We start from the raw sequence: 14,972 nt of genomic DNA on the forward strand, positions 1-14,972 counted from the left end.
CCACTCTAATTCGTGCAGAGCATGATCGAGTCGACCGCGACGTACGGGCCGTAGCCGGAGCGGACGTCCGCGACCTGCAGCCGCAACCGGGTGAAGCCGAGGATCTTGTAGTTGAGCCATGTCTCCGTCTCCTGCTTCTGCAGCACCGATGTCATCGCCGTCGTCCGGTTGTGCAGTGAGGTCCGGACCGTCCCGTCGGTCAGGTTGCCCAGCCAGTTCCGCACGTAGCTGCAGCCGGTCGAGTCGACGTCACCCCAGACGTGCCCGCCCTTGTCGGCGAGCAGGTTGGCCTCCGCCCGCCGCGGCCCTTCCCTCGGCGGTACGACGTCGAACTGCGGCCTGCCAGTTCCGCCCGTGGCCAGCAAGCCCTTCTTGAAGATCCCGCGCCAGACGTAGTGCTTGAAACTGATCATCGGTGAGATGGCGGCCGGGTACGGCGCCTGGGGCCCGACCGCGATCCGGTAGGTCCGGACCGATCCCGGCTGCACGGTCCTGATCGTGACGCTGGTCCCGTTCGAGTAGCCGTGGGCGATCTCCTGCCAGCGGCGGGCCGACGGGATCCACTGGTGCAACGGAATCCGCGTGCCCGCCTTCGGGGCCGGCGACAGCGTGCCGATCACCGTGATCACGCCCTTGGTCGCGTCGGTGGTGCGGATGCTGTAGATCTTCGCGGCCCGGGCCGGCGCCGTCGCCGAGGCCGGCACCGCGGCCGCCGTACTGCCGAGACTCGGCGGACTGTCCGCGGGCGCCACCGGGGCGGCGGATCCGGCCAGCGCGAACGCCAACACCCCGACAACGCAACGCAGAGGGCGAATGCCCATGGGAACTCCAACCGGGATCACAAGTTGATGACGACACCCTGCCGGTTCTGATTCCGGATCGCAAGCGAACGCCTGCGGAGGGTGACACTTGATGGTTTTGTCCTACCCGACGAAGGCGCCCCGTAACACCACGTCCCAGGCTGTGGACCACCGGGGCTTGCACATGATTCCGTTCTAAGGGCGAACTAATATTGGGGTTATCGCCCTGACTGGGGGGATCGACCTGTCGTCCACGACGCGGCCGGCCGACCCAAGCTTCGACTTGGAGATGAACAGAACAGTGACCATCGAGGTCAAGCAGCTCGACCGCGTGGTGATCCGCTTCGCCGGCGACTCCGGCGACGGGATGCAGCTCACGGGTGACAGGTTCACAGCGGAAACGGCTTCGTTCGGCAACGACCTGTCGACGTTGCCCAACTTCCCAGCAGAGATCCGGGCACCCGCCGGAACCCTGCCGGGCGTGTCGTCGTTCCAGCTCCACTTCGCCGACCACGACATCCTGACGCCGGGTGATGCGCCCGATGTGCTGATCGCGATGAACCCGGCCGCGCTCAAGGCCAACCTGCGCGACGTACCGCGCGGCGCCACCCTGATCATCGACACCGCCGACTTCACTCCTCGCAACCTGAAGCGGATCGGGTACGACGAGAACCCGCTGGAGACCGGCGAGCTCGAGGCTTACCACGTCGTCCCGCTGAACCTCACCGGCATGACGGTCGAGTCGGTCAAGGAGTTCGGGCTGTCCCGCAAGGACGCGTCCCGGGCGAAGAACATGTACGCGCTCGGTCTGGTGTCCTGGCTGTTCCAGCGGCCGATCGAGTCGACGATCACGTTCCTGGAGACCAAGTTCGCCTCCAAGCCGGAGATCCGCGACGCGAACATCGCGGCGTTCCGGGCGGGCTACAACTTCGGCGAGACGGCCGAGGAGTTCTCGGTCCGGTACGAGGTGAAGCCGGCCAGCATGCCCGGCGGCACCTACCGGAACATCTCCGGCAACCTCGCGCTGGCGTACGGCCTGGTGGCGGGCGCGCAGCGTGCCGGCCTGCCGCTCGTGCTCGGCGCCTACCCGATCACCCCGGCCTCCGACGTGCTGCACGAGCTGTCCAAGCTCAAGCGGTTCAACGTCACCACGATCCAGGCCGAGGACGAGATCGCCGGGGTCGGCGCCGCGCTCGGCGCATCGTTCGGTGGCGCGCTCGGTGTGACCACGTCGTCCGGCCCGGGGATCAGCCTGAAGTCCGAGACGATCGGTCTCGGGGTGATGCTCGAGCTGCCGCTGGTGGTCTGTGACATCCAGCGCGCCGGTCCCTCGACCGGTATGCCGACCAAGACCGAGCAGGCCGACCTGCTGCAGGTGATGTTCGGCCGCAACGGCGAGGCCCCGCTGCCGGTGCTGGCGGCCCAGTCCCCGGCGGACTGCTTCGCGATCGCGATCGAGGCGGCCCGGATCGCGGTCACCTACCGCACCCCGGTGATCGTGCTGTCCGACGGCTACCTGGCGAACGGCTCCGAACCGTGGCAGATCCCGGCGATCGAGGACCTGCCGGCGATCGACCCGAACTTCACCCTCGAGCCGAACGCGACCGACGACAAGGGTCAGCCGACCTACCTTCCCTACCTGCGCGACCCGGAGACCCTGGCCCGCGCCTGGGCCGTCCCGGGTACGGCGGGACTGGACCACCGGATCGGCGGTCTGGAGAAGGAGGACAAGACCGGCAACATCTCCTACGACCCGGCCAACCACGACCTGATGATCCGCCTCCGGCAGGCGAAGGTGGACGGTGTCGCACGCTCGATCGACCCGATCGCCGTCGACGACCCGGACGGTACGGCGAACGTGCTGGTGCTCGGGTGGGGCTCGACGTACGGCCCGATCGGCGCCGGTGTCCGCCGGGTCCGCAAGGTCGGCGGCAAGGTCGCGCAGGCCCACCTGCGGCACCTCAACCCGTTCCCGCCGAACCTCGGCGAGGTGCTCCGCCGGTACGAGAAGGTTCTGGTCCCGGAGATGAACCTGGGCCAGCTGGCGATGCTGCTGCGGGCCAAGTACCTGGTCGACGTGGTGTCCTACGCCCAGGTCCGCGGCATGCCGCTCGGTGCGGCCGAGCTGGCCGAGGTGATCGGCAACCTGGTCGAGGAGACCGAGGGGATCGACGACGACGCCCGCCATCTGGGTGAGGCGGCCGCCAAGCTCACGCACGGCGAAGCACTGCACCAGACGGAGGGGGCACGATGAGCACGGTCGAACTCGGTATGCCGAGCCTGCCGGGCGGCCTGCGCGGCGTTCCCGCCGCGACCGAGCCGCAGAACCGCAAGGACTACGTGTCGGACCAGGAGGTCCGCTGGTGCCCCGGCTGCGGGGACTACGCGGTCCTGGCCGCCTTCCAGGGGTTCCTGCCGGACCTCGGGATCAAGCGGGAGAACGTGGCGATCGTCTCGGGCATCGGCTGCTCGTCCCGGTTCCCGTACTACCTGTCGACGTACGGCATGCACTCGATCCACGGCCGCGCGCCGGCGATCGCGACCGGGCTAACGGTCGCCCGGCCGGACCTGAGCGTCTGGGTGGTGACCGGTGACGGCGACGCGCTGTCGATCGGCGGCAACCACCTGATCCACACGCTCCGGCGGAACGTGAACCTGAAGATCCTGCTGTTCAACAACCGGATCTACGGTCTCACCAAGGGTCAGTACTCGCCGACCTCGGAGCCGGGGAAGGTGACCAAGTCGACGCCGATGGGCTCGGTGGACAACCCGTTCAACCCGGTCTCGCTGGCGCTCGGCGCGGAGGCGACGTTCGTGGCCCGAACGGTGGACTCCGACCGCAAGCACCTGACCTCGGTGCTGCGCGAGGCGGCGGAGCACCGCGGGACGGCGTTCGTGGAGATCTACCAGAACTGCCCGATCTTCAACGACAACGCGTTCGAGGCGTTCAAGGACCCGGAGACCCGGGACGACGCGATCATCCCGCTGGTGCACGGTGAGCCGATCCGCTTCGGCAAGGACGGCCGGCTCGGCGTGGTCCGCGACGGCTTCGCCTCGCTGGCGGTGCGCGAGGTCGCCGACCTGCCGAACGGCGAGGCCGACCTGGTCGTCCACGACGCGCACACCGACGACCCGGCGTACGCGTTCGCCCTGTCCCGGCTGACCGACGCCGGTGTCCTGCACCGGGCCCCGATCGGCGTCTTCCGCTCGGTCGAGCGCCCGGCGTACGACGACCTGGTCCGCCAGCAGATCACCACCGCCCAGGAAGCCCAGGGCCCCGGCGACCTGCAGGCCCTGGTCACCGGCTCCGACACCTGGACGGTCAGCTGAGAAACCCTCGGAGGGCTACCGTGAGCGGATGGGCGAACGGGTTGTCCTCGTGGTCGCGTACGACGGTGTCGAGTTACTGGACATCGCCTGTGTGACGTCGTGTCTGGACATCGCCAACCGGATCGGGGCCAGTCCGCCGTACCGGCCTGTGCTGCTGACGCCTGGCGGGCAGAGCGTCACGTGCGACTCCGGCCTGCGGCTGGAGTCGGACGAGGCGCTCGAGCGCTACAACGAGCCCTTCGACACCCTGCTCGTCTCCGGTGGGCTCGGGCATGAGCGGGCGGCCGCGGATCGGCGGCTGGTCGGTCACGTACGGCGTCTCGCCGCCCTGGCGCGTCGGGTCACGTCGGCCTGCACTGGCGCGACCGTGCTCGCCGAGGCCGGCCTGCTCAACGGCCGCCGGGTCACGACGCACTGGATGTACGCCGACCAACTCGCGGCCGGTTACCCGGACGTGCAGGTGGATGCCGACCCGATCTACATCCGGGACGGGCACGTCGCGACGTCCGGCGGTGTCACCAGCGCGCTGGATCTCACCCTCTCGTTCATCGAGGAGGACCACGGCGAGGCGCTCGCCCGCGGCGTCGCGATGGGAACGGTCGCCTACCTGCAGCGACCGGGTGGCCAGTCGCAGATGAGCATGTTCGTCGCGACCCGGCTGAGCGGCGACCTGCTGGTACGGCGGATCCGCGACCACATCCAAACTCACGTCGCGACCGACCTGACCACGCCCGCGCTGGCGCGATTCGCCGGCGTCAGCGAACGGCACCTGTCGCGGCTGTTCCTGACCCACGTCGAGCAGACGCCGGCGCAGTACGTCCGGCGCGTCCGGACCGAGGCGGCCGCGCATCTGGTGGTGTCGGGCGATCTGCCACTGGCGGCGGTCGCGCGGCAATGCGGCTTCGGTTCGACCGAGTCGCTCCGCCAGGCGTTCCTGGACCGGTACGGCGTACCGCCGTCGACGTACCGCCGGGAACAGGCCGGCTGACCACAGGAATCCGGCATACCTGCCCACGGATCCGGACACGATCGGCCGTCGGCAGACACCTGGCCGCGGGCGTTCCGCAGGATCGGCGCATGACGTGGTTCATCACCGCTCTGAAGAAGTACGCCGTGTTCGGCGGACGGTCGCGGCGCCGGGAGTACTGGTACTTCGTCCTGGTCGCGGTGCTCGGCTCCGGCGTACTGCGGCTGCTCGACACCGCGCTCGGGCTGAACTTCGGCGACCGGTCCACCTATGGCGCTCTGCAGTCGCTGTGGTGGCTCGCTCTGCTCCTCCCGAGTCTTGCCGTCGCGGTACGCCGGTTGCACGACACCGACCGCAGCGGCTGGTGGTGGCTGATCAACCTGGTCCCCCTCATCGGCACGATCGTCTTCATCGTCTTCGCCGCCCAGGCCGGCACCCCGGGTCCCAACCGGTACGGCGTGGACCCGAAGGCCGGGGAGTCCTGATGTCCGACACCGAGGAACGCAACCTCAGACGCCCCTCAGCACGAATCAGAGCAGTTCGCTGACGGTGTGGATGACGAGTCCGACCAGGGCTCCGACGACGGTGCCGTTGATCCGGATGAACTGGAGGTCGCGGCCGACGTGCAGTTCGATCCGGGCGGCGGCCTCGCGGCCGTCCCAGCGTTCGATGGTGTCGGAGATGACCGAGACGATCTCGCTGCCGTAGGTGCGGATGACGTATCCGACCGCGTCGGCCGCGCGGGCGTCCACCTTGGCGCTCAACGCGTCGTCGGTCTGGAGCCGCTTGCCGAGGTCCTGGATCGCGGCGGTCGCGCGCACCTGCAACGTGCTGGCCGGGTCGGCGATCGCGTCGATCAGCGCGGTGCGTACGGCGTCCCACACGGCGGTGAGGCTGGACCCCATGTCCGGATGGGTCAGCATCCGGCCCTTCCAGGTCTCGAAGCGGTCCATCATCGCCGGGTCGTTCTGCAGGTCGTCGGCGAGCTGACCGAGCAACCGGTCGACCGCCTGCCGGGCGGCGTGCGAGGGGTTGTCCCGTACGTCGGCGAGCCAGGCAAGCGCCTCGCGGTGGATCCGGTCGATCACCAGCCGGTCCACCCACTGCGGCGACCATCGCGGCGCCCGCGGGCCGACCACCTCGGTCAGCAGTTCCCGGTTGTCGCGGAGCCAGTCGTGCGCCTCCACCATGAGCAGGTCGAACAACGCGTGGTGGGCGCCGTCGTCGACGACCGACTGCAGGAAGTGGCCCGCGATCGGGCTCAGCGGCTCCTTCACGAACCGCGGCAGCAGCGACCCGCGGACGAACGCGGTCACGTCCTCGTCGCCGACCTTCGGCAGCGCGGCGCCGATCGTCCGCGCGCCCTCGGCCACGATCCGCTCGGCATGGTTGCCGGCGGCAAGCCACTCGCCGACCCGGCGGCTCACCTCGGCGGTGCGCATCTTCTCCGCCACCACCTCCTCGGACAGGAAGTTCTCGGTGACGAACTGCTCCAGGCTCTCGGCCAGGCTGTCCTTGCGGGTCGGCACGATCGCGGTGTGCGGGATCGGCAACCCCAGCGGATGACGGAACAGCGCGGTGACCGCGAACCAGTCCGCCAGCGCACCCACCATCGCGGCCTCGGCCGCCGCGTTCAGATACCCCCAGCCGCCGTCGCGGTGCAGCGTGGCCACGTAGACCACGGCCGCCAGCACCAGCAACGACAACGCCACCGACCGCATCTGCCGCAGCCCGCGCCGCCGTACCGCGTCAGCGGCGCTCAAGGTCAAGGTCGCCATACCCCGATCTAACCAAGTCGCCGGTGATCACGCCCTCAGGCGACTCCCCCGTCGGTCCATGAGACCCGAGACGAGGGCCAGGATCAGGCCGGCCAGGGCGAGGACGGCGCCGACGCGGCTGGGCCATTCGTAGCCGTAGCCGGCGGCCAGCACGACGCTGCCGAGCCAGGCACCGAGGGCGTTCGCGATGTTCAGCGTGGAGTGGTTGAGCGAGGCGGCCAGCGACTGTCCCTCGTGGGCGACGTCCATCAGCCGGGTCTGCAGCGCCGGGACCAGGATGCTCGCCGAGAACCCCATCGCGAACACCCCGGCGAACGCGCCCGGCCTGGTCTGCGCCAGCCACCCGAACGTCCCGAGCACGACCATGATCGCGATCAGGCCGCCGTACAGGCTGGGCATCAGGGCCCGGTCGGCGAGCCGGCCGCCGACCACGGTGCCACACGTCATGCCGACGCCGTACACGGCCAGCACGATGGTGACGGCGGCCGCCGAGAAACCGGCCAGTTCCGTCATCGTCGGGGTGATGTAGGAGTACGTCGCGAACATGCCGCCGAACCCGACCATGCCGACCAGCAGCGCCATCCAGACCTGCGGCCGGGACAGCGCGCTCAGTTCGCTGCGGACGTTCACGTCACTGCCGACCGGCTGCGGGGTCACCCAGAGCCAGACCGCCAGCAGCGTCAGCAGCCCGAGCCCGCCGACGGCCAGGAACGGCGCCTGCCACCCGAGTTTCTGGCCCATCAGCGTGGTCAGCGGGACGCCGATGATGTTCGACACCGGCAGGCCGACCATGCTCATCGACACCGCCCAGGCCCGCCGGTTCACCGGCACCATCGAGGCTCCGACCACCGCGCCGATACCGAAGAACGCACCATGCGGTACGCCGGTCAGGAACCGCGCGGCCATCAGGAACTCGTAGCTGGACGCAACAGCCGACAGCAGGTTGCCGAGCACGAAGACCGCCATCAGCCCTAGCAGCAGCCGTTTCCGCCCGGTCCGCGCGCCCAGCGCCGCGATCACCGGCGCACCGACGACAACGCCGATCGCGTACGCCGAGATGACGTGACCGGCGGTCGGGATCGAGATGTCCACCCCGTCGGCGATCTGCGGCAGCAGACCCATCGTCACGAACTCGGTGGTCCCGATCGCGAACCCGCCGGTCGCCAGCGCGAACAACGCCAGCCCGACATGCCGCGCGGTGAGACCGCTGTCAGGAGTCACCGAAGTCGTCACACCTGATTGTCGCATCACCGTTGAGGGCCCGGAGCCGGCATGGGAGCATCCGGCATGGGCAACTTCGGAGACCACCAGCTCGGCATCTACCTGCAGGGCATGCTGCAAGGCACCAGGCCGGAGATCACCACCGACCTGGCCCGGCTGGAGTCCCAGGCGGCCGGGAAGCTGTCGGCCGAGGCGATGGGCTACATCGTGCCGAGCGCCGGCAGCGGTGCGACCGCACGGGCGAACCTGGTCGCGTTCGACCGCTGGCGCCTGGTGCCGCGGATGCTCCGGGGCAGCACCGAACGCGATCTGTCCTGCACGATCCTCGGTACGCCGATGCCGGCACCGGTGCTCGTCGCGCCGATCGGCGTACAGACCCTGGCCCATCCGGACGGCGAGCTGGCGACCGCGCGCGCGGCCGACGCGCTCGGCCTGACCTACACGCACTCGACGCAGGCGAGTCACGCGTTCGAGCAGATCGAGGCGAGCAGCAAATGGTTCCAGCTCTACTGGCCGACCGATCGCGACGTCTGCCTGAGCTTCCTGCAGCGAGCCGAGGCCGCCGGGTACGGCGTTCTGGTCGTCACCCTCGACACCGGCACCCTCGGCTGGCGACCGGCCGACCTGGACCGCGGGTTCCTTCCGTTCCTCACCGGTGACGGGCTGGCGAACTACTTCAGCGACCCGGCGTTCCAGGCCAAGCTGGTCAAACCGGTCACCGAGGACCCGGCCGCGGCGGTGATGCACTGGGCACAGATGTTCCCGAACGTCGGGCTGAGTTGGGACGAACTGTCGTTCCTGCGCGACAACTGGGACGGCCCGATCGTGCTCAAGGGCATCACCGCGGTCGACGACGCCAAGCTCGCGGCCGAGCACGGTGTCGACGGCATCGTCGTGTCGAACCACGGCGGCCGCCAGGTCGACGGCGCGATCGCCGCACTGGACGCCTTGCCCGCGATCGCGGAGGCGGTCGGTGATCAGCTGACCGTGTTGTTCGACTCGGGTGTTCGCACCGGCGCGGACGCGGCGAAGGCGCTCGCGCTCGGGGCGAAGGCGGTGCTGCTGGGACGGCCGCTGCTGTACGGTCTCGCGCTGGCCGGCCAGGCCGGTGTGGAGCACGTACTGCGCTGCTTCCTGGCCGAGCTCGACCTGACGTTGGCGCTGTCCGGGTACGCGAACCACCGCGAGCTGAACCGCGACTCGTTGGTCCGCGCATGAAGGCGGTCATCTTCGACCTGGACGACACGCTGTTCGACCACACCACGTCGGCGACGAACGCGATCCACAGCTGGGTCCCGGAGCTCGGCGGTACGCTGTCCGACGAGCTCGTCGCGCAGTGGTTCGTGATCGAGAAGCACCGGTTCGACCGCTGGCTGAACGGCGACACGACCCATCAGGGCCAGCGCCGCGAGCGGTTGCGGGATTTCCTGCCGCTGATCGACCAGCCGGTGCCGGACACGGACGCCGAGCTCGACGAGATCTACGGCGGGTTCCTGCGGCACTACCGGGACCACTGGGTCGCCTTCGCTGACGCGGAGCCGGCGCTGAATGTTGCCCGGAGCAACGGGTGGCGGATCGGCGTGCTGACGAACGGCAGCAGCGCGCAGCAGAACGCCAAACTGGAGTCGATCGGGCTGGCTTCGCTGGTGGACGTGGTCTGCACGTCGGAGCTGCTCGGCGTCAGCAAGCCCGACCCCGCGGCGTACCTGAAGACCTGCCAGGCACTGGGGGCGGTCAGGCAGGGCTGACCGCCCACCACCTGAACCGGGCCACCGGAGTCACCTTGCTGGACCTGATCACCTCCCACAGCCAGCCGTAACGGCCAAGGGGTTAAATCCCGCAGTTCGGCGCATCCCAGACGTTGGTGGACCTGATGTCCACCCCGACCACAACGCCCGAAGGGCTAGATTCCGCAGTTGGGGGCGTCCCAGACGTTGGTGGATCTGATGTCCACCCGACCACAACGCCCGAAGGGCTAAATTCCGCAGTTGGGGGCGTCCCAGGCGTTGGTGGATCTGATGTCGAGGTGGGTGTGGTCGTTGTGGCCCGGGTAGCCGGGGCCGAAGATGCCGCCGAAGCCGTGGTAGCGGGCCTGCTTGGCCAACGTGCACAGGGAGTGCACCCCGACCAGGTCGGCCGCCCGGCCGTACAGGTGCTGGCTGTTGCTCGCACCGCCGACCGAGTTGTTGCACGAGATGCTGCGGAACCCGCTGGTGACGGTGAGCGGCTGGTCGCCGAGCGCGTGCCGCATCGCCTCCAGCTGCCACATGGTCTGCAACGCGTTGGCCCGGGTCGCGGCCTCACTCAGCGGCCCGCCGTCGTACCCGGACCCGCCGCAGCCGTCGTCAAGCTCGGCGTAGGTGAAGTGGATCGGCGTGCAGTCGTCGTCCTGCAACGCGTAGATCTTGCTGAACGTGGCCGATCCGGCGATCCCGTCGGCTGCCAGCCCGTACGCCGACTGGAACCGCTGCACAGCCGCCTTCGTCGCGGGCCCGAAAGCACCGTCGGTCGCCAGGTGCCCGCCGTACCCGGGCCAGCCCGCCACCCGGATCTGCAGCTGGCGTACGTCCTCGCCACTCATCCCTTGGGACAACGTGCGTCCCCAGGTGTAACAGCCGTCGGCGTGGGCCTTGGTCGCGGTCACCACCTGGGTCGTGACCGTCGCGGCCAGCATGGCCGCGAACAACATCAGGATCGCCAGGATCCGGGGCAGGGGTTTGCTGAAGAGCTGGGACATCGGACACCTCCGGGGCGGTGAAGGAACCTGTCCGGCCCAGCATCGCGGCACAATCCGCCCTTTGACCAGCCCTCAGCGAAACTTTCTGACAACACGCGGGAACCAGCCGGGACCACCGTGGAAGATGCGGGCCGCCTCGGGGTCGACCACGGCATCAGATCCACGACCGCGACATCAGATCCAGGAATGGAGGTCGGCGGCGTCCTTGGCGAGGCGGTCCGGGGAGTCGTCGGCGACGAACTCGAGGAGGGCGTTGATCTCGCGGTCCTCGGCGGCGAGGCGGTTGAGGACCGGACGCCACAGCGACTCGCGGCCGGACAGCGGGAGCCGGTGGTTGGACGGCCACCAGGAGAAGACGTGCACGGTGGTCAGCCAGGGCATCAGGGCCTCGAGTTGCTCGAGGCACTCGGCATCACTCAGGTCGACCGGCGGCTGCCAGTAGGTCTTCAGATTGGGCGCGCCGACGTCGAGCAGCAGCGTGATGGTCGAGTCGACCTCGTCGGTCAGCGTGTTGCGGTGGAACTCCATCGCGATCTCGATCCCCGACCCGGCCGCCATGTCGGCGAGCTCGCTGAGACCGCGGGTCACCGCCATCCGGTCCCCCACGCCGGCTTCCGCCGTACCGACGTTGCCGGCCCAGACGCGGATCCGTGATGCACCGAGCGCCTCGGCCGTGGCGACGGCGGAACGCATCTCCTCCCGGTCGACACTGCCGGCCCGCAGGTAGGAGCCGTACGCCGCGATCGCCAGCCCGCGGTCGTCGCACAGGGCCTTCACCCGCTTGGCGGTGTTCAGGTTCCCGAGCGGCACGTGGACGTCACCACCCCACTCGATCGCCGCCAGCCCCGCGCCGGCCGCGACGTCCACCACCTCGTCGGCCGGCAACTGGCGGAACGTCACCGAGACCAGACCGGTCCTCACAGCCACGCGTGCCTCCTCGTGTTCACCCCTCCATCCAACCGCATCGCACCAGCGCGTCTCACGTCATGAGCAAACTCTTTGGATGCCACTGTTGCGGAGGCATAGGCTGTCGGCTGTGCCAGAGCAGCGGAGAGGGTTCTTCTACGGCCTCACCGCCTATCTGGTCTGGGGTCTGTTCCCGCTGTACTGGAAGCTGCTCGACCGGTCCGGTGCGATCGAGGTGCTGGCCCACCGGGTCCTCTGGTCGATGGTGACGATCTCGCTGCTGGTCGTCGTACTGCGCAAGTTCGGCCGCCTGAAGGCGGTGCTGCGGGACCCGCGGCGACGGTGGCGGTTGATCGCGGCGGCGGCGCTGATCTCGGTGAACTGGGGCACCTACATCTGGGGCGTGCAGAACGACCGGGTCGTGGAGACCTCGCTCGGGTACTTCATCACCCCGCTCTTCACCGTGCTGCTCGGCGTCCTGGTTCTCAAGGAGCGACTCCGGACCGTGCAGTGGACCGCGCTCGGCATCGCCTTCCTGGCCGTGATCGGGCTGACGATCGAGAACGGCCGGCCGCCGTGGGTGGCGCTCGTCCTCACGTTCTCGTTCGGGTTGTACGGGCTGGCGAAGAAGCAGGCCGGCGCGGGGGCGATCGAGGGCATGGCGATCGAGACCGCCAGCGTCGCGCCGGTGGCACTCGCGGCCATCGTCGTCCTGGGTCTGCAGGGGCAGTCGACGGTCACGGATCACGGCGCCGGCTATCTGGCCGTGCTGATGCTGGCCGGGCCGATCACGTCGGTCCCGCTGATGCTGTTCGGGGCGGCGTCGACCCGGGTGTCGATGACGACGCTGGGACTGCTGAACTACATCACGCCGAGCATGCAGTTCGCCCTTGCGGTGTTGCTGTTCCACGAGGCGATGTCGCCGATGCGGTGGGCCGGGTTCGGGCTGGTCTGGTGCGCGCTGGCGATCTTCACCTGGGACAGCATGGCGCACCGGCGCCGGATCCAGTCGCTCGAGCGGGCCGCGATGACCGCCTCCGCAGTGTGACTGTTCCATTTCTCCTTGCTACTGAGGGAAACCTAAGCCTTGAGACGTTCACCTGACCTTCACTCACTCACCGCCTGACCTCCCTAGGGTCCCGGCGTGACCAAGTTCCTGCCGCTGATCAGCCAGATCGGCACCCGCCACGGGTCCCGAAGCTTCCGCACCTGCGAACTCAAGTGCGCCAACCAGTGCGACCACCCGGAGCCGAACGCCTCCGGCAACGAGCACATCCAGTCCGTGATGCGGTCGGCGTTCTCCCGCCGCAACGTCCTCAAGGTCGGCGCCGCCGGGGTCGCCGCCGCCGGGGTCGCCTCGCTGGCCACGAACCTTCCCGCCGCAGCAGAGCAGCCGGCGTCCGCCGCCGGTCCCGACGGCACACTCCCGGGCTTCGGCCCGCGCGGTGCGCTCACGCACGCCGTCGTACCGCCGAACCGCCAGGACGACATCGTCGTCCCGAAGGGCTACGAGCAGGCCGTCATCATCGGCTCGGGTGACCCGGTCCTGCCCGGCGCGCCGAAGTTCGACGCCTACCAGCAGACGCCCGCGGCGCAGGCCAAGCAGTTCGGGTACAACAACGACTACACGATGATCCTGCCGCTCCGCGACGACCGGAAGGCGCTGCTCGTCTGCAACCACGAGTACACCGACGAGTACCTGATGTTCCCGGCCGGCAAGTACGACGACGCCACGGTCAAGAAGATCGCGATGGCCGCGCACGGCATGACCGTCGTCGGCATCGAGCGGGTCGGCCGCAGCGGCCAGTGGCGCCGGGACAAGTCACTGCCGAAGTACAACCGGCGGATCACCGTGCACACCGAGTTCGAGGTCACCGGCCCGGCCGCGGCCGACGCCCGGGTCGGCAAGAAGGCGTACGGCACGATCGGCAACTGCGCCGGCGGCGTCACCCCGTGGGGCACGATCCTGTCCGGCGAGGAGAACTTCCAGGGGTACTTCGACGTGACCGGCACGGTCGCCGCCGAGCACACGGCCGGCTTCAAGCGGTACGGCGTACCGACCACGAAGACGACGCAGAAGGGCTGGAGCACCGTCGACGCCCGGTTCGACCTGACCAGGACCCCGACCGAGGCGTACCGGTTCGGCTGGATCGTCGAGGTCGACCCGTACGACCCGAAGTCGACGCCGAAGAAGCGCAGCATGCTCGGCCGCCTCAAGCACGAGGGCGCCACCATCACCATCACCGCCGACGGCCGGATCGCGGCGTACACCGGTGACGACGAGCGCGGCGAGTACATCTACAAGTTCGTCTCCACCGGCAAGTACAACCCGGACAACCGGAAGGCGAACTTCGACCTGCTGGACCACGGCACGCTGTACGTCGCCAAGTTCACCGGCGACGGCTCGGCCGACGGCCTGTACGACGGCACCGGCCAGTGGATCCCGCTGACCTCGGACAAGGAGTCGTTCATCCCCGGGATGAGCGTCGCCGAGGTGCTGATCAACACCCGGCTCGCGGCCGACAAGGTCGGTGCGACCCGGATGGACCGGCCCGAGGACATCGAGCGCAACCCGGTGAACGGCCGGATCTACGCCGCGCTCACGAACAACTCGAACCGCGGCGGGACGTTCCCGGTCGACGAGGCGAACCCGCTGGCCAAGTCGTTCGTCCGCGACACCCTGAACGGACCATTGGTGGAGAAGTCCGGCAACCGGAACGGGTACGTGCTGGAACTGTCCGAGGAGGGCGACGACGCAGCCAAGACCGGGTTCTCCTGGAACCTGTTCCTGGTCTGCGGCGACCCGGCCGCACAGGAGACGTACTTCGGTGGCTTCGACAAGTCCCAGGTCAGCCCGATCTCCTGCCCGGACAACGTCGCCTTCGACGGCTCCGGCAACCTGTGGATCTCCACCGACGGCAACGTGCTCGGCGCCAACGACGGCATCTTCACCGTCCCGGTGGCGGGCCCGAACCGCGGCCAGGTGAAGCAGTTCCTGTCCGTGCCGTTCGGCGCGGAGGCCTGCGGCCCGGTGGTGTCGGAGGACGACAAGACAGCGTTCGTCGCCGTCCAGCACCCGGGCGAGACCGATGACGCGACCTTCGAGAAGCCGACGTCGACCTGGCCCCACACCCACCCGTTCCCGCGCCCGTCGATCGCCTGCGTCTGGCGCAAGGACGGCGCCCGCATCGGCAGCTGACGCCTCACCGTCGTTACGGCGATTGCCACTTGCT

13 protein-coding genes are annotated in these 14,972 nt (G+C 69.1%); 8 read left to right on the plus strand and 5 right to left on the minus strand.

Translation table 11 applies throughout. The features are described from left to right. Nucleotides 1–5: 5 nt before the first annotated feature. Nucleotides 6–821 carry a hypothetical protein gene (locus ACYVOK_RS02435; protein WP_460660550.1) on the minus strand — a complete coding sequence of 272 codons (816 nt, stop codon included), beginning with the start codon at nucleotides 819–821 and terminating at the stop codon, nucleotides 6–8. Between the two features lie 268 nt (nucleotides 822–1,089). Here ACYVOK_RS02435 and ACYVOK_RS02440 point away from each other — a divergent pair, with 268 nt between their 5' ends. From ACYVOK_RS02440 to ACYVOK_RS02455, 4 genes are all read left to right on the plus strand, one after another. Then, nucleotides 1,090–3,054, plus strand: coding sequence for a 2-oxoacid:acceptor oxidoreductase subunit alpha (locus ACYVOK_RS02440; RefSeq protein WP_460660551.1), 1,965 nt, complete (start codon nucleotides 1,090–1,092; stop codon nucleotides 3,052–3,054). Further along, complete coding sequence (locus ACYVOK_RS02445) at nucleotides 3,051–4,130, plus strand: 2-oxoacid:ferredoxin oxidoreductase subunit beta (protein WP_460660552.1); 1,080 nt, start codon at nucleotides 3,051–3,053, stop codon at nucleotides 4,128–4,130. Before ACYVOK_RS02440 ends, ACYVOK_RS02445 begins: the two co-directional genes overlap by 4 nt. Nucleotides 4,131–4,158: 28 nt before the next feature. Beyond that, nucleotides 4,159–5,118, plus strand: a complete 960-nt coding sequence (locus ACYVOK_RS02450) for a GlxA family transcriptional regulator (protein ID WP_460660553.1) — start codon at nucleotides 4,159–4,161, stop codon at nucleotides 5,116–5,118. A gap of 89 nt (nucleotides 5,119–5,207) precedes the next feature. Beyond that, a complete protein-coding gene (locus ACYVOK_RS02455; protein WP_460660554.1) occupies nucleotides 5,208–5,582 on the plus strand; it encodes a DUF805 domain-containing protein in 375 nt (124 codons plus the stop codon). Nucleotides 5,583–5,627: 45 nt separating this feature from the next. Here the strand turns inward: ACYVOK_RS02455 and ACYVOK_RS02460 are convergent, their stop codons facing one another. Next, nucleotides 5,628–6,875, minus strand: a complete 1,248-nt coding sequence (locus ACYVOK_RS02460) for a DUF445 domain-containing protein (protein ID WP_460660555.1) — start codon at nucleotides 6,873–6,875, stop codon at nucleotides 5,628–5,630. A 27-nt stretch (nucleotides 6,876–6,902) separates the two neighbouring features. Beyond that, nucleotides 6,903–8,096, minus strand: coding sequence for an MFS transporter (locus ACYVOK_RS02465; RefSeq protein WP_460660556.1), 1,194 nt, complete (start codon nucleotides 8,094–8,096; stop codon nucleotides 6,903–6,905). 66 nt (nucleotides 8,097–8,162) lie between these two features. On the opposite strand from ACYVOK_RS02465, the gene ACYVOK_RS02470 reads away from it, so the two are divergent. Both ACYVOK_RS02470 and ACYVOK_RS02475 read left to right on the plus strand, forming a co-directional pair. After that, nucleotides 8,163–9,314: an alpha-hydroxy-acid oxidizing protein gene (locus ACYVOK_RS02470; RefSeq protein WP_460660557.1), complete on the plus strand. Its 1,152-nt coding sequence runs from the start codon at nucleotides 8,163–8,165 to the stop codon at nucleotides 9,312–9,314. Then, nucleotides 9,311–9,844 (plus strand): HAD family hydrolase, encoded by a 534-nt coding sequence (locus ACYVOK_RS02475; RefSeq protein ID WP_460660558.1) that lies wholly within the window; start codon nucleotides 9,311–9,313, stop codon nucleotides 9,842–9,844. Before ACYVOK_RS02470 ends, ACYVOK_RS02475 begins: the two co-directional genes overlap by 4 nt. A gap of 227 nt (nucleotides 9,845–10,071) precedes the next feature. Here the strand turns inward: ACYVOK_RS02475 and ACYVOK_RS02480 are convergent, their stop codons facing one another. Together ACYVOK_RS02480 and ACYVOK_RS02485 are read right to left on the minus strand one after the other, a co-directional pair. Beyond that, a complete protein-coding gene (locus tag ACYVOK_RS02480) occupies nucleotides 10,072–10,833 on the minus strand; it encodes a D-Ala-D-Ala carboxypeptidase family metallohydrolase (RefSeq protein WP_460660559.1) in 762 nt (253 codons plus the stop codon). 174 nt (nucleotides 10,834–11,007) lie between these two features. Next, a complete protein-coding gene (locus tag ACYVOK_RS02485; RefSeq protein WP_460660560.1) occupies nucleotides 11,008–11,760 on the minus strand; it encodes a sugar phosphate isomerase/epimerase family protein in 753 nt (250 codons plus the stop codon). A gap of 109 nt (nucleotides 11,761–11,869) precedes the next feature. Here ACYVOK_RS02485 and rarD point away from each other — a divergent pair, with 109 nt between their 5' ends. Together rarD and ACYVOK_RS02495 are read left to right on the plus strand one after the other, a co-directional pair. Then, on the plus strand, nucleotides 11,870–12,787 hold the full coding sequence (rarD, locus tag ACYVOK_RS02490) for an EamA family transporter RarD (RefSeq protein ID WP_460660561.1): 918 nt from the start codon (nucleotides 11,870–11,872) through the stop codon (nucleotides 12,785–12,787). A gap of 96 nt (nucleotides 12,788–12,883) precedes the next feature. Continuing rightward, nucleotides 12,884–14,938 (plus strand): PhoX family protein, encoded by a 2,055-nt coding sequence (locus ACYVOK_RS02495; protein ID WP_460660562.1) that lies wholly within the window; start codon nucleotides 12,884–12,886, stop codon nucleotides 14,936–14,938. The last annotated feature ends 34 nt before the right edge of the window (nucleotides 14,939–14,972 follow it).

The organism is Kribbella swartbergensis, from assembly GCF_054784135.1.

Excerpts from the sequence above, each read along its gene's own strand:
- ACYVOK_RS02470 (WP_460660557.1), top strand. The coding sequence starts at position 8,163 with ATGGGCAACTTCGGAGACCACCAGCTCGGCATCTACCTGCAGGGCATG.
- ACYVOK_RS02450 (WP_460660553.1), top strand. The coding sequence starts at position 4,159 with ATGGGCGAACGGGTTGTCCTCGTGGTCGCGTACGACGGTGTCGAGTTA.
- ACYVOK_RS02435 (WP_460660550.1), bottom strand. The coding sequence starts at position 821 with ATGGGCATTCGCCCTCTGCGTTGCGTTGTCGGGGTGTTGGCGTTCGCG.
- ACYVOK_RS02445 (WP_460660552.1), top strand. The coding sequence starts at position 3,051 with ATGAGCACGGTCGAACTCGGTATGCCGAGCCTGCCGGGCGGCCTGCGC.
- ACYVOK_RS02480 (WP_460660559.1), bottom strand. The coding sequence starts at position 10,833 with ATGTCCCAGCTCTTCAGCAAACCCCTGCCCCGGATCCTGGCGATCCTG.
- ACYVOK_RS02475 (WP_460660558.1), top strand. The coding sequence starts at position 9,311 with ATGAAGGCGGTCATCTTCGACCTGGACGACACGCTGTTCGACCACACC.
- ACYVOK_RS02455 (WP_460660554.1), top strand. The coding sequence starts at position 5,208 with ATGACGTGGTTCATCACCGCTCTGAAGAAGTACGCCGTGTTCGGCGGA.
- ACYVOK_RS02440 (WP_460660551.1), top strand. The coding sequence starts at position 1,090 with ATGAACAGAACAGTGACCATCGAGGTCAAGCAGCTCGACCGCGTGGTG.
- ACYVOK_RS02460 (WP_460660555.1), bottom strand. The coding sequence starts at position 6,875 with ATGGCGACCTTGACCTTGAGCGCCGCTGACGCGGTACGGCGGCGCGGG.